This window comes from Sphingobium sp. DEHP117 (assembly GCF_030867385.1).
In the GTDB taxonomy this organism is placed as follows: Bacteria; Pseudomonadota; Alphaproteobacteria; order Sphingomonadales; family Sphingomonadaceae; genus Sphingobium.
The window spans coordinates 483,502-504,186 of sequence record NZ_JAPFBJ010000002.1; the positions used below are offsets into that span (position 1 = coordinate 483,502).

At 64.8% G+C, this 20,685-nt stretch carries 30 protein-coding genes and 1 tRNA gene; 22 read left to right on the plus strand and 9 right to left on the minus strand.

Translation table 11 applies throughout. The features are described 5' to 3' along the window. Positions 1 to 77: 77 nt before the first annotated feature. The 13 genes from motA to OOT33_RS09480 all read left to right on the plus strand — a co-directional run bounded on the left by motA (position 78) and on the right by OOT33_RS09480 (position 9,299). Positions 78 to 962 carry a flagellar motor stator protein MotA gene (motA, locus tag OOT33_RS09420; protein ID WP_307749772.1) on the plus strand — a complete coding sequence of 295 codons (885 nt, stop codon included), beginning with the start codon at positions 78 to 80 and terminating at the stop codon, positions 960 to 962. Continuing rightward, positions 937 to 1,278: a hypothetical protein gene (locus OOT33_RS09425; protein ID WP_307749773.1), complete on the plus strand. Its 342-nt coding sequence runs from the start codon at positions 937 to 939 to the stop codon at positions 1,276 to 1,278. Before motA ends, OOT33_RS09425 begins: the two co-directional genes overlap by 26 nt. Further along, positions 1,275 to 1,640 carry a response regulator gene (locus tag OOT33_RS09430; RefSeq protein ID WP_307749774.1) on the plus strand — a complete coding sequence of 122 codons (366 nt, stop codon included), beginning with the start codon at positions 1,275 to 1,277 and terminating at the stop codon, positions 1,638 to 1,640. Before OOT33_RS09425 ends, OOT33_RS09430 begins: the two co-directional genes overlap by 4 nt. Next, on the plus strand, positions 1,631 to 3,835 hold the full coding sequence (locus tag OOT33_RS09435; protein WP_373690541.1) for a chemotaxis protein CheA: 2,205 nt from the start codon (positions 1,631 to 1,633) through the stop codon (positions 3,833 to 3,835). The genes OOT33_RS09430 and OOT33_RS09435 overlap by 10 nt, the downstream gene beginning before the upstream one ends. Then, positions 3,832 to 4,347 (plus strand): chemotaxis protein CheW, encoded by a 516-nt coding sequence (locus OOT33_RS09440; RefSeq protein ID WP_307749776.1) that lies wholly within the window; start codon positions 3,832 to 3,834, stop codon positions 4,345 to 4,347. Before OOT33_RS09435 ends, OOT33_RS09440 begins: the two co-directional genes overlap by 4 nt. Then, positions 4,344 to 5,210 (plus strand): CheR family methyltransferase, encoded by an 867-nt coding sequence (locus tag OOT33_RS09445; protein ID WP_307749777.1) that lies wholly within the window; start codon positions 4,344 to 4,346, stop codon positions 5,208 to 5,210. The genes OOT33_RS09440 and OOT33_RS09445 overlap by 4 nt, the downstream gene beginning before the upstream one ends. Continuing rightward, positions 5,207 to 6,265 (plus strand): chemotaxis-specific protein-glutamate methyltransferase CheB, encoded by a 1,059-nt coding sequence (locus OOT33_RS09450; protein WP_307749778.1) that lies wholly within the window; start codon positions 5,207 to 5,209, stop codon positions 6,263 to 6,265. Before OOT33_RS09445 ends, OOT33_RS09450 begins: the two co-directional genes overlap by 4 nt. Before the next feature lies 1 nt (position 6,266). Further along, positions 6,267 to 6,656, plus strand: coding sequence for a response regulator (locus tag OOT33_RS09455; protein ID WP_307749779.1), 390 nt, complete (start codon positions 6,267 to 6,269; stop codon positions 6,654 to 6,656). Then, on the plus strand, positions 6,656 to 7,195 hold the full coding sequence (locus tag OOT33_RS09460; protein WP_307749780.1) for a chemotaxis protein CheD: 540 nt from the start codon (positions 6,656 to 6,658) through the stop codon (positions 7,193 to 7,195). The genes OOT33_RS09455 and OOT33_RS09460 overlap by 1 nt, the downstream gene beginning before the upstream one ends. A 40-nt stretch (positions 7,196 to 7,235) precedes the next feature. After that, a complete protein-coding gene (locus tag OOT33_RS09465) occupies positions 7,236 to 7,526 on the plus strand; it encodes a hypothetical protein (RefSeq protein WP_307749781.1) in 291 nt (96 codons plus the stop codon). 7 nt (positions 7,527 to 7,533) lie between these two features. Then, on the plus strand, positions 7,534 to 8,400 hold the full coding sequence (locus OOT33_RS09470; protein ID WP_307749782.1) for a flagellar motor protein MotB: 867 nt from the start codon (positions 7,534 to 7,536) through the stop codon (positions 8,398 to 8,400). A gap of 3 nt (positions 8,401 to 8,403) precedes the next feature. Continuing rightward, on the plus strand, positions 8,404 to 8,838 hold the full coding sequence (locus OOT33_RS09475) for a hypothetical protein (RefSeq protein ID WP_307749783.1): 435 nt from the start codon (positions 8,404 to 8,406) through the stop codon (positions 8,836 to 8,838). Between the two features lie 152 nt (positions 8,839 to 8,990). Beyond that, positions 8,991 to 9,299, plus strand: coding sequence for a hypothetical protein (locus OOT33_RS09480; protein WP_307749784.1), 309 nt, complete (start codon positions 8,991 to 8,993; stop codon positions 9,297 to 9,299). Between the two features lie 65 nt (positions 9,300 to 9,364). Here OOT33_RS09480 and fliP read toward each other — a convergent pair whose 3' ends face one another. The 3 genes from fliP to OOT33_RS09495 are packed head-to-tail and all read right to left on the minus strand — an operon-like array spanning position 9,365 to position 10,674. Next, positions 9,365 to 10,018, minus strand: a complete 654-nt coding sequence (gene fliP / locus OOT33_RS09485; RefSeq protein ID WP_307749785.1) for a flagellar type III secretion system pore protein FliP — start codon at positions 10,016 to 10,018, stop codon at positions 9,365 to 9,367. Continuing rightward, positions 10,015 to 10,437, minus strand: a complete 423-nt coding sequence (locus OOT33_RS09490; RefSeq protein ID WP_307749786.1) for a flagellar biosynthetic protein FliO — start codon at positions 10,435 to 10,437, stop codon at positions 10,015 to 10,017. Before OOT33_RS09490 ends, fliP begins: the two co-directional genes overlap by 4 nt. A gap of 3 nt (positions 10,438 to 10,440) precedes the next feature. Beyond that, positions 10,441 to 10,674, minus strand: a complete 234-nt coding sequence (locus tag OOT33_RS09495; RefSeq protein ID WP_307749787.1) for a FliM/FliN family flagellar motor switch protein — start codon at positions 10,672 to 10,674, stop codon at positions 10,441 to 10,443. A gap of 96 nt (positions 10,675 to 10,770) precedes the next feature. On the opposite strand from OOT33_RS09495, the gene flgC reads away from it, so the two are divergent. The 5 genes from flgC to flhB are packed head-to-tail and all read left to right on the plus strand — an operon-like array spanning position 10,771 to position 13,654. After that, positions 10,771 to 11,178, plus strand: a complete 408-nt coding sequence (gene flgC, locus OOT33_RS09500) for a flagellar basal body rod protein FlgC (RefSeq protein WP_307749788.1) — start codon at positions 10,771 to 10,773, stop codon at positions 11,176 to 11,178. A gap of 13 nt (positions 11,179 to 11,191) precedes the next feature. Further along, positions 11,192 to 11,524 carry a flagellar hook-basal body complex protein FliE gene (locus OOT33_RS09505; protein WP_307749789.1) on the plus strand — a complete coding sequence of 111 codons (333 nt, stop codon included), beginning with the start codon at positions 11,192 to 11,194 and terminating at the stop codon, positions 11,522 to 11,524. 4 nt (positions 11,525 to 11,528) lie between these two features. After that, positions 11,529 to 11,792 (plus strand): flagellar biosynthetic protein FliQ, encoded by a 264-nt coding sequence (locus OOT33_RS09510; RefSeq protein ID WP_307749790.1) that lies wholly within the window; start codon positions 11,529 to 11,531, stop codon positions 11,790 to 11,792. A 4-nt stretch (positions 11,793 to 11,796) separates the two neighbouring features. After that, on the plus strand, positions 11,797 to 12,582 hold the full coding sequence (locus OOT33_RS09515) for a flagellar biosynthetic protein FliR (RefSeq protein WP_307749792.1): 786 nt from the start codon (positions 11,797 to 11,799) through the stop codon (positions 12,580 to 12,582). A gap of 4 nt (positions 12,583 to 12,586) precedes the next feature. Then, positions 12,587 to 13,654, plus strand: a complete 1,068-nt coding sequence (flhB, locus tag OOT33_RS09520) for a flagellar biosynthesis protein FlhB (protein ID WP_307749794.1) — start codon at positions 12,587 to 12,589, stop codon at positions 13,652 to 13,654. Here the strand turns inward: flhB and OOT33_RS09525 are convergent. After that, a complete protein-coding gene (locus tag OOT33_RS09525; protein WP_307749796.1) occupies positions 13,651 to 14,121 on the minus strand; it encodes a flagellar assembly protein FliX in 471 nt (156 codons plus the stop codon). The two genes, flhB and OOT33_RS09525, sit on opposite strands and share 4 nt — an antisense overlap. A 40-nt stretch (positions 14,122 to 14,161) precedes the next feature. Here OOT33_RS09525 and OOT33_RS09530 point away from each other — a divergent pair, with 40 nt between their 5' ends. From OOT33_RS09530 to OOT33_RS09540, 3 genes are read left to right on the plus strand one after another with little or no spacing between them, the layout of a single operon-like run. Then, entirely contained in the window at positions 14,162 to 15,274 is a 1,113-nt protein-coding gene (locus OOT33_RS09530) for a flagellar basal body P-ring protein FlgI (RefSeq protein ID WP_307749797.1), read from the plus strand. Next, positions 15,274 to 15,567 (plus strand): rod-binding protein, encoded by a 294-nt coding sequence (locus OOT33_RS09535; protein WP_307749798.1) that lies wholly within the window; start codon positions 15,274 to 15,276, stop codon positions 15,565 to 15,567. The genes OOT33_RS09530 and OOT33_RS09535 overlap by 1 nt, the downstream gene beginning before the upstream one ends. Further along, entirely contained in the window at positions 15,564 to 16,001 is a 438-nt protein-coding gene (locus tag OOT33_RS09540; RefSeq protein ID WP_307749799.1) for a flagellar protein FlgN, read from the plus strand. The genes OOT33_RS09535 and OOT33_RS09540 overlap by 4 nt, the downstream gene beginning before the upstream one ends. Here the strand turns inward: OOT33_RS09540 and OOT33_RS09545 are convergent. Next, positions 15,998 to 16,873 carry a sugar phosphate nucleotidyltransferase gene (locus OOT33_RS09545; protein WP_307749801.1) on the minus strand — a complete coding sequence of 292 codons (876 nt, stop codon included), beginning with the start codon at positions 16,871 to 16,873 and terminating at the stop codon, positions 15,998 to 16,000. The genes OOT33_RS09540 and OOT33_RS09545 overlap by 4 nt on opposite strands. A gap of 81 nt (positions 16,874 to 16,954) precedes the next feature. Next, the gene (locus OOT33_RS09550; RefSeq protein WP_307749802.1) at positions 16,955 to 17,116 is read right to left on the minus strand and encodes a DUF1674 domain-containing protein; all 162 of its coding nucleotides are present in this window, start codon (positions 17,114 to 17,116) and stop codon (positions 16,955 to 16,957) included. Between the two features lie 108 nt (positions 17,117 to 17,224). Here OOT33_RS09550 and OOT33_RS09555 point away from each other — a divergent pair, with 108 nt between their 5' ends. Next, positions 17,225 to 18,541, plus strand: a complete 1,317-nt coding sequence (locus tag OOT33_RS09555; RefSeq protein WP_307749803.1) for a transcription antitermination factor NusB — start codon at positions 17,225 to 17,227, stop codon at positions 18,539 to 18,541. Between the two features lie 64 nt (positions 18,542 to 18,605). On the opposite strand, the gene OOT33_RS09560 is transcribed toward OOT33_RS09555, so the two are convergent. The 3 genes from OOT33_RS09560 to OOT33_RS09570 all read right to left on the minus strand — a co-directional run bounded on the left by OOT33_RS09560 (position 18,606) and on the right by OOT33_RS09570 (position 20,611). After that, a tRNA-Glu gene (locus OOT33_RS09560) sits at positions 18,606 to 18,680 on the minus strand. A 68-nt stretch (positions 18,681 to 18,748) separates the two neighbouring features. Next, complete coding sequence (locus tag OOT33_RS09565) at positions 18,749 to 19,237, minus strand: GAF domain-containing protein (RefSeq protein WP_307749804.1); 489 nt, start codon at positions 19,235 to 19,237, stop codon at positions 18,749 to 18,751. Positions 19,238 to 19,240: 3 nt separating this feature from the next. Next, the gene (locus OOT33_RS09570; RefSeq protein ID WP_373690568.1) at positions 19,241 to 20,611 is read right to left on the minus strand and encodes a class II 3-deoxy-7-phosphoheptulonate synthase; all 1,371 of its coding nucleotides are present in this window, start codon (positions 20,609 to 20,611) and stop codon (positions 19,241 to 19,243) included. Positions 20,612 to 20,685 lie beyond the last annotated feature (74 nt).

The following is a 20,685-nucleotide window of genomic DNA, read 5'->3' on the forward strand; positions in this document are numbered from 1 at the left end:
GGTGCCGCCCGGCCCGCGCCTGCCCGTCCTATAATTCCCGATAAGCAGTGTCTTACTCGTGAGGGACGAACCTTGTCATGCTGAACGGCGTAGGCTTCATCATCATTCTTGTCTGCGTGTTCGGCAGCTTCGTGATGGCGGGCGGCAAGATGGACATCATCCTGCATGCCCTGCCACATGAAATGATGGCGATCGGGGGCGCGGCAGTCGGCGCGTTCATCGTCTCCAACGACATGCATACGGTGAAGCTGGCCGGCAAGGGTCTGGCGCGCAGCTTCAAGGGATCGCGCTGGAAGGAAAGCGATTATCTTGACCTTCTCACCCTGCTGTTCCAGCTGCTGACGCTGTTTCGCAAGGATGGCGCCACCGCGCTGGAGCCGCACCTCGACAACCCGCATGAGAGCAGCCTGTTCTCGCGCTTTCCCGGCATCGTCGCCGACCACCATCTGGTGGAGTTCATCTGCGACTATCTGCGCATGATGACGGTCAACTTTGAGGATCCAAACCAGATGGCTGAGGCGATGGAGGCGGATATTGACCGCCATCATCACGAGGAAGCTGAGCCGCAGCACGCATTGCAGACCATGGCGGACGGCCTGCCCGCGATCGGCATCGTTGCGGCGGTCCTGGGCGTCATCAAGACCATGGGGTCTATCGACCAGCCGGTGGAGATACTGGGCAGCATGATCGGCGGCGCGCTGGTGGGCACCTTCATGGGTGTGTTGCTCAGCTACTGCGTCGTTGGCCCGCTCGCCTCCAAGCTCAACCAGACCATCGAGGCGGACTCCAAGCCCTACATTTTGGCCAAGACCGCGATCGTCGGATACGCCCAGAGCCTGCCTGTACAGGTCGCCGTCGAGATCGCGCGGCGCATGACGCCGTCAGCCATGGCCCCGACATTCCAGCAACTCGAAACCGCACTAGACGAGGCGAAAAATGGACTCACCCCACAAGCTGCTTGATGGCCCAATGGATGGGCTGGAGGCTGATGGCCGCCTGCGCCTGCCGCCCAATGTGACCACGCTCATGGCGGAGGATCTGCGCGCCGGGCTTGTGCTCGCCGCCGATCATGAGGCCGCGATCCTGATCGACGCATCCGAGACCATCAGCATCGGTCAGGCCGCGCTGCAACTGCTGATCGCGGCGAAACTGGAGGCGGATCGCATGACCATCCCGTTCGAGATCGAGAACGCGCAGGAGCCGCTCGTCAAGCGGATCGAGGCATTGGGGCTGGCCGAAACGCTGGGCCTCACCGGCAAAGGGGAAGAAGTGCAATGAGCAAGCTCATTCTGACCGTGGACGACAGCGCCAGCATGCGCATGCTCCTCAAGGTGTCACTCACCGCCCAGGGCTATGCCATCGAGGGGGCCGAAGACGGGTGCAAGGGCCTGGAGCGGATGAAGGAGCTCGATCCCGATCTCCTCATCACAGATATCAACATGCCGCACATGGATGGGTTCGAGCTGATCGAGGCGGTGCGGGCACTGCCCGAATTTCGCGGCACGCCTATCCTCGTGCTCTCCACCGAGTTTTCTGACGAGAAGAAATCCCGCGCCCGCAATGCAGGGGCCACGGGCTGGATCACCAAGCCCTTTGACGCGGAGAAACTGGGAGCGGCGATCCGCCGGGTATGCCCATGAGCGAGGACAAGGAACTGGACGAGATTCAGGCGATCTTCTTCGAGGAGTGCGTCGAGGGTCTGGGCACTGCCGAGGCAGGGCTGACCGCCTTCGCCAATGGTGACATCTCGGCCGAGGTAATCGCGGGCGTGTTTCGCGCGGTCCATTCGATCAAGGGCGGAGCAGGGGCGTTTGGGCACAATGCGCTGCTCACTTTCGCCCATGCGTTCGAGAATGTGCTGGATCGGGTGCGCGCCGGAGACATCGCGGCGACGGCGGAGATCGGCCAGCAATTGCTCAGCGCGTTCGATACGCTGTCTGACCATGTATCTGCCGCAATGGGACGGGCGGATGTGCCGCAGGATGGAGTCGCGCTCGCCGGGCTGAACGCGCTGCTGGCGGGAGAGGCGCCGGTGGCCGCCCCGACGCCTTCTCCAGCAACACCGGAGCCTTCCTCGCAGCCAGCAGAGCCAGACGAAACGGGTTTCGTGCCCGTCGCCGTGGCGTTGGATTTGGAGGATTTCGATGCGCCCGAAGTCCTAGCGCCAGAGGCAAACAGCGATGATCACCCCTGGCGCATCGCCTTCGCGCCCTCGCGCGCCGCCATGGCGAACGGGGCCGAGCCGCTGCTGGTGATACGCGAGCTGGAGCGCATGGGCGCTCGTGTGACCCATGCGGACCTCGTCAAGCTGCCGCCCCTGCGAGAGCTGGAACCGGAGCAAGGCTATATTCGCTGGGAATTGCTGCTCGATGGATCGGTCGAACAGCAGGAGCTGGACGAATGCTTCGATTTTGTAGCGCCCGATAGCTTCATCGAATATCGCCGGGAGGGCGCAACCATTGCCACCGCAAACGAGCCGGAGCCGATTGTTGCATCAGAGGCAGAAGCGGTAACCGCCGCCGACCTGTCCGGGACGGACGAGGAGGATACACCGCCAGTTTCCGCACCGCCGGTGCTGTTGATCGTGCCCCCCTCGCCACCACCCGCAACACCGCCGGGCGATGCCAAGGTGCTCGATGCCGCTTCCCAGACCATCCGTATCGATGTGACCCGGCTCGACATGCTGCTCAACCTGGTGGGTGAGCTGGTGATCCGCAATTCGATTCTCAATGATCGTCTTGCGGCGGAGGATCAAGAGCGGGTCGAGCTGCCGCAACTGGCGCGCCTCACGCGCGAGATTCAGGATAATGTCATGTCGCTGCGCGCCCAGCCGATCCGGCAGGCGTTCAGCCGCGTGCCGCGCATCGTGCGTGAGCTGTGCGCCGCTACCGCCAAACAGGTGAATCTGGAGGTGCAGGGCGAGGGCACCGAAGTCGACAAGAGCGTCATCGAGAAGATCGGCGAGCCGCTGACCCATATGATCCGCAACGCCATAGACCACGGTCTCGAAAGCGCGGAGGAGCGGATTGCGGCGGGCAAGGACCCGGTCGGTACCGTGCGCCTCTCCGCCGAGCAGAAGGGCGCGCGCATTGTCATCCGCGTGGCGGACGACGGGCGCGGCATCGACCGTGAGCGGGTGCGCAACAAGGCAATCGAGAAGGGCATCGTCGCAGCCGACACGCCATTGACCGATGAAGACATCGACAATCTCATCTGCGCGCCCGGCTTTTCCACGGCGGAGACCATTTCCAACATATCCGGCCGTGGCGTCGGCATGGATGTTGTGCGCACCAACGTCGAGGCCTTGGGCGGGCGCATCGAGATCAGCTCCACGCCCGGCCAGGGCACGAGCTTCACGATGGTGCTGCCGCTTACGCTCGCGATCCTCGATGGCATGATCGTGCGTATCGATGGCCAGCGCTATGTCGTGCCGCTCGCCCATGTGGTGGAATCGATCCGCCCCGATCCGGGTCAGGTGAAGGCGCTTTCGCCCACATCGGAGGTCATCGACCTGCGCGGCAGTTATGTGCCGGTGCGGCGGGTAAGCGACATCTTCGGCCTATATGGTCACGAACGGCGCAGCCCGGAGGAGAGCCTCGTCATCATCGCGGAAAGTGACATGGCGGGCTGCATAGGCCTGATGGTGGACACGATAGACGACCGGCGCGAGCTGGTGGTGAAGAGCCTCGACCAAAACCTCTACCCGATCACCGGGCTTTCGGGCGCCACCATCCTTGGCGATGGCTCGATCGCTCTCATTCTCGACATCGATGCGCTCGTTTCGGCCGCCAATTCTTCGGGCGCGCGTTTTACCCTGAAAGGAATGGCAGCATGACCGAGTTGACCGAAGCCGAGGCGCCCGCAGCGCAGGACATGAAGATCGTCACCTTCACCCTGTGCGGCCACATGTTCGGCATCGCGATGACAGCGCTGCTCGAAATCCGCGAGTGGGAGGAACCGACACCCCTGCCCGGCGTGCCGCATTATGTGCGCGGCGTGACGAATTTGCGCGGCAATGTCGTTCCGGTGGTCGGCCTGTCCGAGCGGCTGGGCTGGCCGCCGAGCGAGACGCATGCGCGCTCGTGCATCCTCGTCGTCAATCTCGACGGCAAGCAGGCGGGCTTTCTGGTCGACGAGATGAACGACATCGTGACCGTGAACATGGCGGAAATTCAGCCACCCCCCGCTCTGGACGGCGCGGACACCAGCATGATCGCGGGCCTTGTGCGCGTGGTAGACAGGGGGAGTGACGAGAACGAAACCGGCCGATCGGGCAATAACGCCATGGTGCTGCTGATCGACGTGCCGGCCTTGAGCCTCACCCGCCATCTGGACGCCGCCGCATGAACCAGCTTACCCCTCTCGATCGTGACCTATGGGGCGGGGCGGCACTCACCGATGCCGAGTTCCGCGAGATCGCGGCGATGCTGCATCAGGAGTCGCGGATCACGCTCGCCCCGCAAAAGGCGACGCTGGTGCGCTCGCGCCTGTCGCGCCGGCTGCGCGAGCAGGGGCTGAAGAGCTTTTCCGACTACATCGCGCTCGTGCGACGTGACATCGGCGAACGGCGCCAGATGATCGAGCTACTCACCACAAATCACACACATTTCTTCCGTGAGGTTCATCATTTCAACCATCTGAGGAACGAGATGATGCCGATCTGGCGCGGCCGCAACGCGCGGGAGCCGTTGCGTATCTGGTCCGCCGCGAGTTCGTCTGGCGAAGAGGTCTATACGATCGCCATGACCCTGCTGGGGCAGGATCTGCGCGAGGCTCAGTGGGCGCGCACCGCCGGCGTCCAGCTCTTCGCCACAGACATTTCGGACGAGATGGTGAAGGCTGTGCGCAACGCGGAATATCCCAAGGGGCATCTGGAGCAGGTTCCCCAGCCCTGGCGCAAGCTGTGGACGAAGGAGACGCGCGACGGCTTCGCCATCGCGCCCGAGGCGCGCAACCTCGTCACCGCGTCTCAGCTCAACCTGTTCGAACGCTGGCCCTGGCGCCACCCGTTCGAGGCGATCTTCTGCCGCAACGTCATGATCTATTTCAACGAGGAGGCGAAGGCGGAACTCGAGATGCGCCTCGTCAACCAGCTCGTGCCAGGCGGCGCGCTCTACATCGGCCATAGCGAGCGGCTGGTGAGCAAGGCCAAGGATTTCATGATCCCCTGCGGCCACACCATGTATCGCAAGCCGGAGACCGTGCGGTGAGAGAGAATATTCCCGTTGGAGAACGCACGCGCGTGCTGATCGTGGATGATAGCGCATCCATGCGCGCTATCCTCAAGAAGATTCTTCAGTCTGACCCGCGCATCGACGTGGTCGGCGCGGCGGCGGATGCCGAGATCGCGCGACGCCTGCTGAAAGATTTGAACCCGGACGTGCTGCTGCTCGATGTCGAAATGCCGGGAATAGACGGCATCACCTTCCTTGAGAAGATCATGCGCCTGCGCCCCATGCCGGTGGTGATGTGCTCGTCGCTTACCGCCAAGGGTACAGAGACGACGATTGAGGCGATGCGGCTGGGCGCAGTCGAGTGCATCGGCAAGCCAGCGGGCGGCCCCGAGGCGCTGATGCGCGAGGCCAAGCTGTTGCGCGAAACCGTGAAGGCGGCCGCGCGCTCTACCATGCGGCCGATCAGCCATGCTGTGCCGCGCGGAGCTGTGCCGTCGGGCGGGTGCGACCCGGAGCTGGTGATCGCCATCGGTGCATCCACTGGTGGGGTGGAAGCGCTGTTCGCGCTGCTCTCCGCCCTGCCGCCCGATATTCCGCCCACTTTGGTGGTGCAGCATATGCCCGGCATGTTCACCAAGGGCTTTGCCGCCCGGCTCGATCGCTCCTGTCCGATGCGGGTGACAGAAGCGCGAGACGGGGAAAGGTTGCAGGCCGGTACCGTCTATATCGCCCCCGGCTCCGAAGCTCATATGGAGCTCTCTGGCGGGCGGCAGGGCCATCTGCGCCTGCGGCCCACAGCCCCCGTTTCTGGTCATCGCCCGAGTGCGGACGTTTTGTTCAAGAGCTGCGCACCGCTGGGGAAGAAGGCAATCGGCGTCATCATGACCGGCATGGGCAAGGATGGCGCGCAAGGCCTGCACGCCATGCGCAAGGCCGGCGCGCTGACCCTGGGCCAGGATGAGAACAGCTGCGTCATCTACGGCATGCCGCGCGCGGCGAAGCTGCTCGGCGCTGTGACCCGCGAGGTGAGCCTCGATACGCTGCCCAAGGCGCTGTTACGTGCCTGCCGTGAACCTATGGGGGTACACTGACATGCCTGCCGCATCCGCAATCAAGGTGATGGTGGTTGATGACCAGACGAGCATGCGCGCGATGATCCGCCGCACGCTTCAGGATCTCGGCTTTCGCGATGTTCGCGACAAACCGTCGGCACTGGAGGCCTTGCCTGCCGTGCAGAACGACCGGGTTCACCTCATCATCTCGGACTACAACATGCCCGATATGGACGGGCTGGAGTTTCTGAAGGCCGTGCGCGCCGATCCTGTCATCGGCAAAACCGTGTTCATCATGCTGACCGGCAGCTCGGAAAAATCGGTGGTGCAGAAGGCGGCAGAGCTCGGGGTCAACAACTATGTCGTAAAGCCCTTTGCGCCTGCCGCGCTCAAGGAGAAGATCGAGCGGGTCTTCGGGGAGCTGAGCTGATGAAGCCCCCCTCGAAGCGCATTGCGATCATCCAGGGGGAGAGCGCGGTGGTGAGCGAGCCGGACACGGTCATCGCAACGCTGCTCGGATCATGCATCGCCGTGTGCCTGCATGATCCGATTGCGCACATCGGCGGCATGAACCACTTCCTGCTCGGTGAGCCGGGGCGCGGGCAGACGGTCGCCGCGGCAGACATGGCCCGCTACGGCCTGCACGCGATGGAGCTACTGATCAACGCGATGATGCAAAAGGGCGCATCGCGGCTCCGCCTCTCGGCGCAGGTGTTCGGCGGCGGCAATATTCAGGCGGCGTTCGGGCCGATCGGCACCAGGAATGCCGAGTTTGCACTTCGCTTCCTGAAGACCGAGGGCATTCCCGTTACCCAGACGAATGTCGGCGGCACCCAGGCGCGTAAGGTGGAATTTCGCGCATGGGATGGGATCGCCTCCTGCGCCCTGGTTGCGCAGGCGCCACCTCTGCGCCCCATTGCGCCATATCGCCCGCCCTCGGCGTCCAGCGATGTCGAGCTGTTCGCCTGATCGATTGCCAGCCTTTTCCCTCCAGCCTCAACGGTGACACATGGCCTTTCACCCTTCCGTCTACCCGCTCTGCACTGCCATGGCGAACGAGTGGCGCGAAATGCGGCATCATCTCGAACAGCTGGCGGCGCGGCTGTGCGTCGACGCCTCCTTCGCCGCCCTGCATCTGGACAGCCTGCAGCTGTTCGATGCGCTCGCCCAGCAGGCGGATGAAAGCGCGGTCATGCTCGACAGGCTCTCGGAAGGCATGTGCTCGTCAGACGCGCTCGCGCTCGTGCGGCTGGATATGATGCAGCAGCGGCTACGCGATGCGCTCGGCGAGATGACCTGATCCCGCCATGGCAGCTTCAGACAAGCAGGAGGCGCCGGTCGTCATCCGCCGCGTCAAGAAGGTGGTGGGCGGCGGCCATCATGGCGGCGCATGGAAAGTGGCCTACGCCGACTTCGTGACCGCGATGATGGCGTTCTTCATGCTGCTCTGGCTGATTTCGAACCCGGACAAGGAAAAGCTGAAAGGCCTGGCCGAATATTTCACGCCTGGCCCGCCGAGCGCGCCGCAGGCGACCGGTACTACTTCCGGCCCGAGCGATACGCCAGGCACCGGTGGGCACACCCAGCGTAACCAATCCGACAGCCGAAGTCCCAGCGGCATTCCGGCGATGACCGCCGCCAGCCCCGGCGTCGCGCGCGGCGGCAGCGCCGATGTGCCGAGCGCGGCGTTGCGTGTATTGGCGCAGGAGCTGAAGGTCGCGCTTGACGCCGTGCCGCAGGACCATGCCGCGCCTACCAGCTTCATGACCGACATGGGGCGGGACGAACTGCGCGTCAGCCTCACGGATACAGACCGGCAATCGATGTTTCAGGGCAGCAGCGCCAACCTCAACGCCTATGGCCGCAATGTGCTGGCGCGGGTCGCCGCAAAAATGAAAGACGTCAAGGTGAACGTCGCGGTCGAAGGGCATACCGATGGTGCGGGCGGCAATTCGGATGCCAACTGGCAGCTTTCCGGCGCGCGGGCGCTGGCAGCGCGTAACGCGCTGATCGCCAGCGGCGTGGCGGCGGATCGTTTCACGCAGGTGGTGGCGATGGCCGCCACCCGGCCCGTTTACCCCGATCAGCCCGATCGCCCCGAAAATCGGCGCATCACCATCGTGTTGCTCGCCGACAAATCCGCGCTGCCGGGTGACAGCGGTTTCGCGTTCTGAGCGATGAAGAAGCTGCTGGCCCTCCTCGTGCTGTTGGCGCTGGGCCTTGGGCTGGGCGCGGGCGCGGCCTATGGCGTGGCACAGCTCCTGGGGCCGCCTCCGCCTAAAAGCGCGCCGCCCGAAGAAGCTTCGGTGTTCGTCTCGGTTGGTCCACTGTTGGCGCCGATTGTTGCGGGGGACGGAAAGCTGTCCGGCTATGCCACGTTTGACGTGCAGCTTGAGGTGCCGGCAGCCGATGAAGCGGAAGCGACGGAGAAGCTTCCGCTGCTCCTCCATGCTGTGAATTTGCGAACATGGTCGACGCCGATGGCCGCAGGGCCGGACCACATCCTGCCGGATCTTCGCACCTTGGCATCGGTGGTCAAAACCGCGGCGGAAGAGGCGTATGGCCAAAAAATTGTGCGCCGCGTCATTGTGACGGGGGCCAAGCCGGTTTGAAAATGCTCAGAATTTGAGAGCAATTCCTGAGGATTGCGCCTCACGCAACGGCGCTTCCATTGTTTGCATTTGCGCGAATTGGTGCGCCGCGAAATGATGATGGCGAAAACAAAACCGGATGTTTGTCTGGCATTCAAATGAGGAGACTACTTATGCGAATGCTATTCCTGGCGGCCTGTGCTGCCGCGCTTTCCGTTTCTGCGTCGGCGCAGGCCGAAACGGCCGAAGCCAAGAGCTTCACCTATGAAGGCACAACATATACATACACGGTGCTCGACAAGGGCGAGGCGCGGGTGATCAAGGGCAGGACCAGCCCTATAGCCGAGAATTTTCGCCTAACGGTGGCGGATGGCAAAGTGTCGGGCTATTTCGGCGGGAGCTCAGTTTACTTCAAGGCCGAAGACGCCAAGGGCGCCACCAATAAAGGCGGGGCGGATATCATTGCTCTCCTGACCAGATAGGCTGCCACACCCTGCCAGGCGGGCAGGAAACAGCAGATGGGAGCGGGCGACCCGTTCGCTCCCTTCTACACGCCAAAGCTTTTCACGAGCGATCCCGCGACCAGCGACCATCCATCCACCAGCACGAAAAAGATGATCTTCATCGGTAGCGCAATGCTCGTGGGTGGCAGCATCATCATGCCCATCGCCATCAGCACGGCGGAGACGGCGAGGTCGATGACGAGAAACGGCAGCAACAGCAGGAAGCCGATCTCGAACGCGCGGCGCAGCTCCGATATCATGAAGGCAGGCACGAGGGCGCCCATCGGCGTCGTTGCCCGCTCGTGCGCCGGTCTGCCCGAGAGGTCGACGAACAGCTTCAGATCCTCGGGCCGGACCTGCCTCAGCATGAACTCCCGCAGCGGAGCCGAGGCACGGTCGAGCGCAGCCTTCTCGTCCAGCTTGCCGTCGGCATAAGGCGCTATCCCCGCTGCCCACGCCTTTTCGAAGGTCGGCTGCATTACGAAGAAGCTGAGGAACAGCGCCAGACTGATGATCACAGGGTTTGGCGGCACGCCCGGTGCGCCGATCCCGGTGCGCAACAAGGACAGCGCGACGACGATGCGGGTAAAGCTCGTCACCGTCATCAAAATGCCCGGCGCAAGGCTGAGGACGGTAAGGCCGATGACGAGCTGCACCAGATGGCGGCTCATCTCGAACTGCGCGGGATCGAGGCTCATGCGGTGCGCGCAGGCTTCGGGGCGTGCACCGGGCCGCGCGGCGGGCGGCTGCGGGCCGGGTTCAGGCGCGGCCAAAGCGGCGTGACGGGAGCGGGGGCCAGCGGCGCGGCGCTGGCTAGTATGCGGCAGGCGGCAAGGTCGATCACGAGCGGGCGTTCGTCCGCCTCATCGCCCTTGCCGATCAGCTGGGTTCCCTCCGGAGCCAACAGCAGCAGATGTTCCGCCGCGCCGTGGCGCACCAGCGCAAGGCTGCGCTTCTGATCGAGCGCTATCCGCTCCGTCAGCATCAGCCGCGCCGCATGGCCTTGGCCTGCGCTTGTTGCGAGGCCAAAGCGCCGCGCCGCCCACAGGCCCGCGCCCAGCAGGGCCAGCACCGCCGCGAGTGCGGCAAGGGCGCGCACCATTTCTGCGCCATCCATCTGTCAGCGCCTCCGCTTCATTACCTGCGTGATCTCCAGCGACATGCGATCCTCATCCACCAATATGTGCCCGCGCGCGATCGCGTGGCCGTTGACGAGCACGAGGCTGGGGTCGTCCTGCGTGCAATCGAGCGGGATCATCGCGCCACGGCTCATGGCAAGGATTTCGCGCACCGGCAGGCGCGTCGCGCCCAGCACGATCGACAGCTCCACCTCGACATCGTTGAACGCGGACATGCGACGATCCCTCCTGCTTCCATGATAGGAAAAAACTGCCGCGTCGGGCCAGGGGCGGGAAAATTTTGCCTATTATGGGCGAAGGAGGACCGGCTTATGGATCTCGAAACGTCTGTTCAGGTGTCGGCCAGCGGCCTGCGTGCGCAATCGCTGCGTATGCGGGTGATCGCGGAAAACCTCGCCAATGCCGACTCGGTGGCGAACAGCCCTGGCGGCCAGCCCTATCGCCGCCGAATCCCCACCTTCCGCGCGGAAATGGACAAGGCCAGCGGCGCGCGCGAGGTGTCCGTCACCGCAATCAAGGGCGATGTCCGCGCTTTCCCGCGCGTCTATCAGCCCGGCAATCCTGCGGCGGACGCCAAGGGCTATGTGCTGATGCCCAACGTCAATGCGCTCACCGAAGCGGCAGACATGAAGGCGGCGCAGCGTGGCTATGAGGCAAACCTCAATGCCATAGAAGCCGCGCGCACGCTGACGATGCGCACTATCGACCTGCTGAAGTAGGAGCGAGGGCGCGATGGTAAACTCGATCGGAGCGCTGGATGCGCTTTCCGCCTATGGCCGGGCGCGGGGCGTGGCGGAAGGTGTCGGTGGAAAAGGCGCTCTACCGCCTGCCAGCGACACCCCCGCCTCTTCCGGATTCGGCGATCTGGTTGCGAATGCTGTGGGTCAGGTAGGGGATGCGCTGAGCAAGGCGGAAAGTGCCAGCATGCGTCAGGTTGCGGGCAAGGGCGATCTGATTGACGTCGCAACCGCCATCGGCGCGGCCGAAACCGCGCTCGATACCATGGTCGCTGTGCGTGACCGCGTGGTGAACGCCTATAACGAAATCATGCGCCTTCAAATCTAGCAATATGGATCCCGCCGACATACTCGCGCTTTCCCGCGCCGCGCTGATTTTGCTGCTCACGATAGCGGGGCCGATGCTGATCGCCTCGCTCGTGATCGGCGTGATCATCGGGCTGGTGCAGGCGCTCACCCAGATCCAGGAAATGACCCTCACCTTCGTGCCCAAGCTGATCGTCATCGGCGTGGTGCTGTTGCTCAGCCTGCCGATGATCGGCTCGGCGCTCTCGGCCTTCATGGCGGAGCTGTCAGCGCGCATCATCGGGCGTTGAGCGAGTGGACGCGCTCAGCCAGCTCGCGCCCGATCTTCCGCGCATTCTCACCCTGCACGCACTGATCTTCGCGCGTGTGGGGGCGATGTTGATGCTGCTCCCCGGCTTTTCCGACGATGCGGTGCCGGGAAGAATACGGCTGCTCGTCGCGCTGGCTCTCGCTGCCGGTATGCAGGGGGTGCTTACTGCGCATATGGGCGTGGTAATCGGGGCAGCGCTCGCGGGCAATGCCGCGCTGGCGCATCTGCTGCTGGTCGAGCTGCTCACCGGCCTGATGCTGGGCGGCATCGTACGGCTGATGTTCCTTGCCGTCACCATTGCGGGCGCAATCATCAGCCTTCAGGTCGGCCTCACGACCGGGCTGGTGCAGGATCCCTCAGCAGGCGGGCAGGTGCCACAGTTGGCCCGCTTCATCAGCATCGCCGCGTTGCTTGTGTGCATGAGCCTTGGCGTACATCATCTGTGGATCGGCGCCCTGGTGCAAAGCTATGGAGTTTTCCCGCCCGGAGCTATGGCCCCCGCTGCCGACTTCGCGCAACTCGCACTGAAGGCGGCGAGCGGTGCAATGGCGCTCGGGCTGGGCCTCTCCGCGCCGCTGGTTATCTATGGCATCGTGTTCAACGCTGCGCTGGGCCTTGCCGCCCGGCTCGCTCCGCAACTGCAGATCTTCTTCATCGCGCAGCCGCTGGCGATCGCGCTCGGCCTCGCGCTGCTGGCTGTGACGCTGGGCGCCGCGCTCTCGGGCTTTGCGCAGGCGATGGCGCAATGGGCGCTGGCGCTGGTGGGCTGAGACCATGGCCGAAGAAGAGCAGAAAACATTAGACCCAACCCCCAAGAAGCTGGAGGACGCGCGCAAACGCGGCGATGTGCCAAGCGCGCCGGAGATGCGGCATGCTGCGATGTTCGCGGCGATGGTGCTGATCGTAGTTGCGCTGGGGGCGTCGGCGATCACGCGGCTGGCGGCGCAGGCGGAGGCGCTGTGGGGGCGGGCGGGTGAGATGGCGCTCACCGGTGGTAGCACCCAGCGCCTCGCCACCACCTTGCTGGGCGGGACGTTGATCGCGGTCAGCCCGCTGCTGGCGGTGACGCTCGGAGCCGCTCTTGTGGGCGCACTACTTCAGGGGCGCGGCCTCTTCGTTTCGGGCCAGCTCAAGCTCAAATGGGACCGTCTGTCTCCCATGACCGGGGCAAAGCGCCTGTTCGGCAGGCAGGCGTGGGTCGAGTTCGCCAAAACGCTGGCGAAATTTGCCTTCGTGGCGATAGTGGCGGGCGCAATAGTCTGGCCCGCGCTCGACGGGCTGGACCGAATGACCGGCGCGAATGCCAGCGATATCGGCCGCTTTGTGGCAGGGGTGACCGGCGACATGCTGAGTGCGGTGGCGCTGCTGGTGGCGGCGCTGGCGGCGGGGGATTTCCTCTATCAACGCCGGTCGTGGCTCACCCGTTTGCGCATGAGTCATCAGGAAGTGCGCGATGAGCACAAGCAGAACGAGGGCGATCCGCAGATCAAGGCGCGCATCCGAGCCATCGGCATGGCGCGCGCACGGCGGCGGATGATGTCGGCCGTGCCGAGTGCCAGCGTCGTCATCACCAACCCCACGCACTATGCCGTGGCGCTGCGCTACGATCATGGCGCGATGCAGGCGCCGGTGGTGGTGGCGAAGGGGCGGGACAGGATCGCGCTGCGTATCCGCGAACTGGCTGGTGAGCATAAGGTGCCGGTGGTGGAAAGCCCGCCGCTCGCCCGCGCGCTTTATGCCAGTGTCGAGATCGATCAGCCCATCAAGCTGGAGCATTACGCCGCAGTGGCGGAGATCATCAGCTATGTACTGCGGCTGACGCGGGGGAAGAAATCCGGCTAAACCTCGATATTGAACTTGGCCAGCTCTACCCGGACCCGCAGTTCGATTTCGTCCATCAGGCCGGTGAAGCGCGGGTCGTCGGGCAGCTGGTCCCCGCTGTCCCTGGCCTTGCCGTCGCTCAGCCAGCCTTTCAGCCCCTCCAGCGTCCGCCGCCCTGCATGACCCTCCAGCAATTCCCTGTGCAGCCGCTCCAGCCCATCCAGCCCGCGCCGGGCATGGGCGATCTGCTCCCGCCGCCGTGCCTCCTGCGGGTTGAGCGCCGAGAGTGCCACCAGCATCTGCACGGAACCAAGCATTTGTGCCTGAGGGTGGGCGGATGCCGGAACGTCTCCACCCACTGCCGCGCCCCGGGCGGATGCGGCCTGCCCCTCGCCCAGCAGCTTCTGCGCCGCCTGCGCGATCGGCATCGCCTCGCGCACCAGCGCTAGCGCCTGTTGAGTTGCGGTCATGATCGGATTGATGGCCATGGCCGCCTTTCCGGCCCTCCTCCCATCTATAATAGGAGGGATGACACTGGCCCGGAATTTCCGCTGCGTAGCCTCCGTGCTGCTGTGGGCCGGTGCGGCGGCGGCAAGCCCAAACGCCGTCGCCGCACCGCGCATCAAGGATATCGTCGACGTCGAAAACGTCCGCCCCAACCAACTCATCGGCTATGGGCTGGTGGTCGGGCTCGCGGGCACGGGCGACAAGACGCGGAACACGCCCTTCACCGAGGAATCGATGCAGGCGATGCTGGAGCGCATGGGCGTCAACGTCCGTTCCGCTCAGATGAAGACCCAAAATGTCGCCGCCGTTTCGGTCACCGCCGCAATGCCTCCCTTCGCCCGCGCGGGCAGCCAGATCGACGTGACGGTGAGCGCATTGGGCGATGCCACCAGCCTGCAGGGCGGCACGCTGCTTGTCACTGCACTCAAGGGTATGGATGGCCAGATCTATGCCGTGGCGCAAGGTCCGGTCGCGGTGTCGGGCTTCAAGGCGCAGGGCGCGGGCGCGAATATCAGCCGGGGCGTGTCCACCTCGGCTCGCATCGCCTCGGGCGCGATCATCGAGCGCGAGGTGCCTTATGCGCTCAAATCCGCCACCGCGCTGAAGCTCGCGCTACGCAACCCGGATTTCACCACGGCACAGCGTATCGCCAACACGATAAACGCCGCCTTTTCAGGCAGCGCAGAGATGCTGGACCCCGCAACCGTGCGCCTCTCCGCCCCTGATGGCGCAGCGCTGGTAGAGCGCATTGCGCAGGTGGAGAATCTCGGCGTGGAGGTAGACAGCCCGGCTCGCGTCATCGTCAACGAGGCGGCGGGCACGGTCGTTATGACCGCAGATGTGCGTATCTCTCCCGTCGCCATCGCACAGGGAGGGCTGACGATTTCTGTGGCGGAAAATCCGGTCGCGTCCCAGCCCGGCCCCTTGTCCGGCGGGCAGACGCAGGTTTTGCCCCGCACGCAGGTTTCGGTCGATGACGGCGGCGGCGCGTCGCTGGCGATGGTGGAGGGTGAGAGCCTCAAGACATTGGTCGGCGGGCTGAACCGCCTCGGCGTCTCCCCGCGCGATCTCATCACAATCCTGCAGGCGCTGCGCAGCGCGGGTGCGCTGCAGGCAGAGATAGAGGTACAGTGATGACCGATCCCGTTCGATCAATTTCGTTTCCTCACCCTGCGACACCCGACCAGAACGCACGCGCAGCGGCGCGCGAGTTCGAGGCCGTGTTCATCGGCCAGATGACGAAGCTGATGCTGGAAAGCGCCGAGCTTCAAGGCGACTTTTCCGGCGGGCATGGCGAGGCGATGTTCCGTGGTGTGCTGGCCGAGCAGCTCGGCAGTGTGATCGCGCGCGGGGGCGGAATCGGCATTGCCGACAGCGTGCTGGCCGAGATCGTGAAACTGCAACAGGAGGGAGTCGGCACGCCATGAGCACGAGTGATACCCTCGCCACCCTGCTCGATACCATGATCGACCTCATCTGTCTGATGGAGGAGGAGAGCGAACTGCTTGCCCTCTCCGGGCCGCGCGGCAATATCGAGGCGATCGCACAGGCGAAGATCCGCCTCGCTAACAGGATGGAGGCGCAATCCGCTGCGCTGAGCCGCGCCAGTCCCGGCTGGATCGAGGCGCTGGAAGGCGACGACCGCCGCGCCCTTGCCGAAACGAGCGAAGACCTGCACCGCGCTGCCACAGTAAACAGCGCGGTGCTGGAACGACAGCTGGAGCTATCCGCCGAGATGCTGAGCGCTGTCGGCAAGGAGCTGGAGCGCGTGACCGGGCGCGGCGGCGCAACCTATTCGCGCCGGGGCGATGTCCGCCGCCGCCGGTCCAGCCCGCCGCTGTCGGTCAACGGGAAGTTTTAGAGCACCAGCTTGCGCGCGAAATCGCGAATATGATCGCCGATCTCCGGGCTTTCGAGCGCCAGCGATAGGTTGGCCTCAATATAGCCCGCCTTCGACCCGCAGTCGAACCGCTGGCCATCGAAGGTAACGCCGTGGAAAGGCTGGTTGCCGATCATCGCGGCCATTGCGTCTGTCAGCTGAATCTCGCCGCCCGCGCCTTTTTCGTGCCGCGCCAGGTGTGCCATCACTTCGGGCTGCAGGATATAGCGCCCGGCGATGATGAGGTTGGAGGGCGCGGTGCCGGCGGCTGGTTTTTCGACCAGCCCCTTAACCTCCGTCAGCGCGCCGTTCCGCGCGCCGGGGTCGAGCACGCCGTAGCTCGACGTCTGCTCCATCGGCACTTCCAGCGCGCAGATGAGATTGCCGCCGGTCTGTTCATAGGCATCGACCATCTGGCGGAGGCAGCCTTTGCCTGGCTTGCCGTGCATGAACTCATCGGGCAGCAGGATCGCGAATGGCTCGTCGCCCACGATGTCGCGTGCGCACCAGATAGCATGGCCAAGGCCCAGCGGCTCCTGCTGACGTACGAAGATTGCATTGCCGGGCGTCAGGCGGGTGCCCTTGAGGGCATCGACGCTCTTGCCGCGCGCCGCCTGCGTCGTCTCGAGCTCGAACGCCATGTCGAAATGATCCTCGATCGCGCCCTTGCCGCGCCCGTTGACGAAGATCATCGTCTCGATCCCCGCCTCGATCGCCTCGTCGACGGCATACTGGATCAGCGGGCGGTCCACCACGGGCAGCAATTCCTTGGGCACCGCCTTGGTTGCGGGCAGGAAGCGGGTGCCCATGCCCGCCACGGGGAACACGGCCTTGCGGATTTTCTTCGCGCTCATGAGTGCCTTTCGCTGCGGATGTGATTCGGTTTCTGCGCCGTTCATAGGTGTAAAAGGTTGAAAGTGTTTTGCCGCCTCGCCTCAGAAATCGATGGCGATACCCTTTTTTTCCCAGTCGCCATAGCGGGTTGGGCTGAGCTTCTCGGTCACCTCCGGCTTGGCATCCAGCGGATCGGGCTTGGGCACGGGGGGGCTTTTGGAGAGATAGGCGGGGGGCCGCACATGGTCGGGGCGCTTGCCCATGGCTTCGCATACTCCACTACAGGTTATTGCGTGGCGACATATGCGCTCGCCGGGCGGGTGACAAGGTTTGGAGGGTTTACCGCAGGCGGAAAGGCGCTAAGGCGGGCCATGGCCAAGCCCACCTCCCCGCACAAGCGCCGTCGCTCAGCCAAGGAAGCCGAAGTCCCCGGCCTCGGTGCGCGCCGCGCGGCGCTGCGTTTGCTCGATGCGGTGCTGCGCCGGGGCGAGGCGCTGGAGACGGCGCTGCATGCCGCTACGCAGGGGCTGAGCCGAGGCTCTGACAAAGGGCTGGCCCATGCCATTGCGGCAGATGTGCTGCGCTGGCTGCCCGATCTCGACGCGCTGATCGACAGTGTAACCGAACAGCCGATCCCGGCCGATGTCAAATCGCGTATGGTCCTGCGCATGGCGCTGGTGCAGATTCTGCTGCTGGAAACTCCGCCGCACGCCGTCATTTCCACCGCGCTGCCCCTTACCGAGGGCGGGCCACGCCGGCTGGTGCATGGCGTGCTCGGCAACCTGATTCGCAGCGAAGCGAAATTGCCGGAAGTGCCAACGCTCCCCACAGATGTTGCGGCGCGCTGGGGTGCGCAATGGGGCGCGGACATGGTGAGCGCCGCCGCCCGCGCGCTGGCGCACCGCGCGTCGATAGACCTGAGCTTTGCCGAGTCCGCAGAGGCGGAGCGCATTGCCGACATGATGGGCGGGACTTCGCTGATGCCGGGGCATGTAAGGCTCGATCATGACGTGTCCGTGCCAGAGCTGCCCGGCTATGCAGATGGGCATTGGTGGGTGCAGGACATCGCCGCCAGTCTTCCCGCGCGGCTGGCGGGCAGAGGCGAGGGGCGCATCGCCTATGATCTGTGCGCCGCGCCGGGCGGCAAGACGATGCAGCTTGCCGCCGCTGGCTGGCGCGTCACCGCGCTGGACAAGAGCGCAAAAAGGCTGGAGCGGCTGTCCGCAAACCTCGCGCGCAGCGGCCTTGGCGAGCGCGTGGAGGTAGCGCAGGGCGACGCCTTGGCCTGGGAGCCGGCGCCGGCAGACCTGATCCTGCTCGATGCGCCATGCTCGGCCACCGGCATCTTCCGCCGCCACCCGGACGTGCTTTACCGCGCCGGGCCGCGCCAGATAGCGGAAACGGCCGAACTTCAGGCCGCGCTGCTCGATCGCGCGGCAGGCTGGCTCAAGCCCGACGGCACGCTGATCTACGCCACCTGCTCCCTGGAGCGTGCCGAGGGGGAGGGCCAGATCGCCGCCTTCCTGGCGCGCCATCCGGAATTTGCGATCCTGCCGGTTAACGCCAACGAACTGCCCGCCGGAATCGCGCCTACGTCTGAGGGCTTTATCCGCACCCTGCCGGGCGTGTTAGCTGAGCAGGGCGGCGCCGACGGTTTCTTCGTCGCGCGGCTCGCGCGTGGGGGCTAAAACTCTCTTCGCTGTTTAGCTGGGGCAATGACGCTGAGGTGTTCGCAAGAACAGTCGCATGTCCTGGTGACCCCTACGGGAATCGAACCCGTGTTTCAGCCGTGAGAGGGCCGCGTCCTGACCGCTAGACGAAGGGGCCGCGCCAGTCGGTCGGGCAGCGCCGCCGATCAATGCGAGAGCGCGCCTTAGCGGCATGTGAAATGAGAATCAAGCACACAGGGCGGGTATTAATGCGGTGCAGAGGCTTTGCAGGCCTGTCGCGTCGTCCTCGTCAAATCGTCCCGCCACGGGGCTGTCGAGGCCCAGCACCGCAATCAGGTGGTCCCGATGCAGGATCGGCACGACGATTTCCGATGCGGATGCTGCGTCGCAGGCGATATGGCCGGGGAAGGCGTGGACATCCGCCACGCACTGCGTCGTGCGCGCCGCCGCCGCCGTGCCGCACACGCCCTTGCCGAGCGGTATGCGGATGCAGGCGGGCTTGCCCTGAAATGGGCCGAGCACCAGCTCGTCACCAACCAGCCGATAGAAGCCCGCCCAGTTTAGATCGGGCAGATATTGCCAGATCAGCGCCGCGACATTGGCCATGTTGGCGATGGCGTCCGTCTCGCCTTCCGTCACTGCCAGCGCCGCCGCGCGCAGATCCGCGTACAGGGCGGCCTTGTCGCCCGCCTGCCCCGGCGCAAAATCGAACATCGCTCAGGCGGCCGCTTTTCTGCGCTCCGCCAGCTCGTCGTTCAGCATCTCGGCGAGCAGGAACGCCAGCTCCAGCGACTGCGCTGCGTTGAGGCGCGGGTCGCAATGGGTGTGATAGCGGTCCGCCAGTCCCTCGTCGGTGATGGCGATCGCGCCACCGGTGCATTCGGTGACGTTCTGCCCCGTCATCTCTGCGTGGATCCCGCCACCGAAGCTGCCCTCCGCCCGATGTACCGCGAAGAAACCGCGTACCTCGGCCAAGATGCGCTCGAACGGGCGCGTCTTGTAGCCATTGGCTGCCTTGATGACATTGCCGTGCATCGGATCGCATGACCACAGAACCGGGTGGCCTTCCTTCATCACCGCGCGCACGAGTTTCGGCAGGCCCGCCTCGATCTTGTCATGCCCATAGCGGGTAATGAGAGTGATGCGGCCTTCCTTGCGATCCGGGTTCAGCACGTCGAGCAGGCGAATCAGCGCATCCGGCTCCAGGCTCGGCCCGCATTTCATGCCGATGGGGTTGCCGATGCCGCGCAGATATTCGACATGCGCCGAGCCTTCGAAGCGGGTGCGATCGCCGATCCACAGCATATGTGCGGAGGTGTCATACCAGCCGCCTGTGAGCGAATCCTGCCGGGTCAGCGCCTGCTCATAGGGCAGCAGCAGCGCCTCATGGCTGGTGTAGAAGCTGGTCGAGCGCAGCTGGGGCACGGTTTCCGGGTCGATTCCGCACGCCTTCATGAAATCGAGCGCCTCGCCAATCCGGTCCGCCATCTGCGCGAATTTCTTGGCCCACGGGCTGCGGCCCATGTAGTCAAGCGTCCAGCGGTGCACCTGATGCAGGTTGGCATAGCCGCCCTGCGCAAAGGCGCGCAGAAGATTCAGCGTCGCGGCAGACTGGTTGTAGGCCTGCACCATGCGCTGCGGGTCCGGCTCGCGGCTCTCAGGCGTGAAGGCGATGTCGTTGATGATGTCGCCGCGATAGCTGGGCAACTCCACGCCGCCCACGGCCTCGGTCGCTGCGGAGCGCGGCTTGGCGAACTGGCCCGCCATGCGCCCAACCTTCACGATCGGCAGCTTGGAGGCGAAGGTCAGCACCACCGCCATCTGCAGCAGCACACGGAAGGTGTCGCGAATATTGTTCGGGTGAAACTCGGCAAAGCTTTCCGCGCAGTCGCCACCTTGCAGCAGGAAGGCCTCGCCCCGCTGCGCTGCCGCGAGATCGGCCATCAGCGCGCGCGATTCGCCCGCGAATACCAGCGGGGGATAGCTCGAAAGCTGCGTCTCGGCCGCGCCCAGCGCCGCCGCATCATTATAAGTGGGCATTTGCAGCCCTTCATGGCCGCGCCAGCTATCCGGCGCCCAGTTTGCCACCGCCACGTCATTCACTCCTTAAGCGTCCCCTAGCGGACTCATAGCACGCCCTATGGGGATTTGGCAGCCCGGAG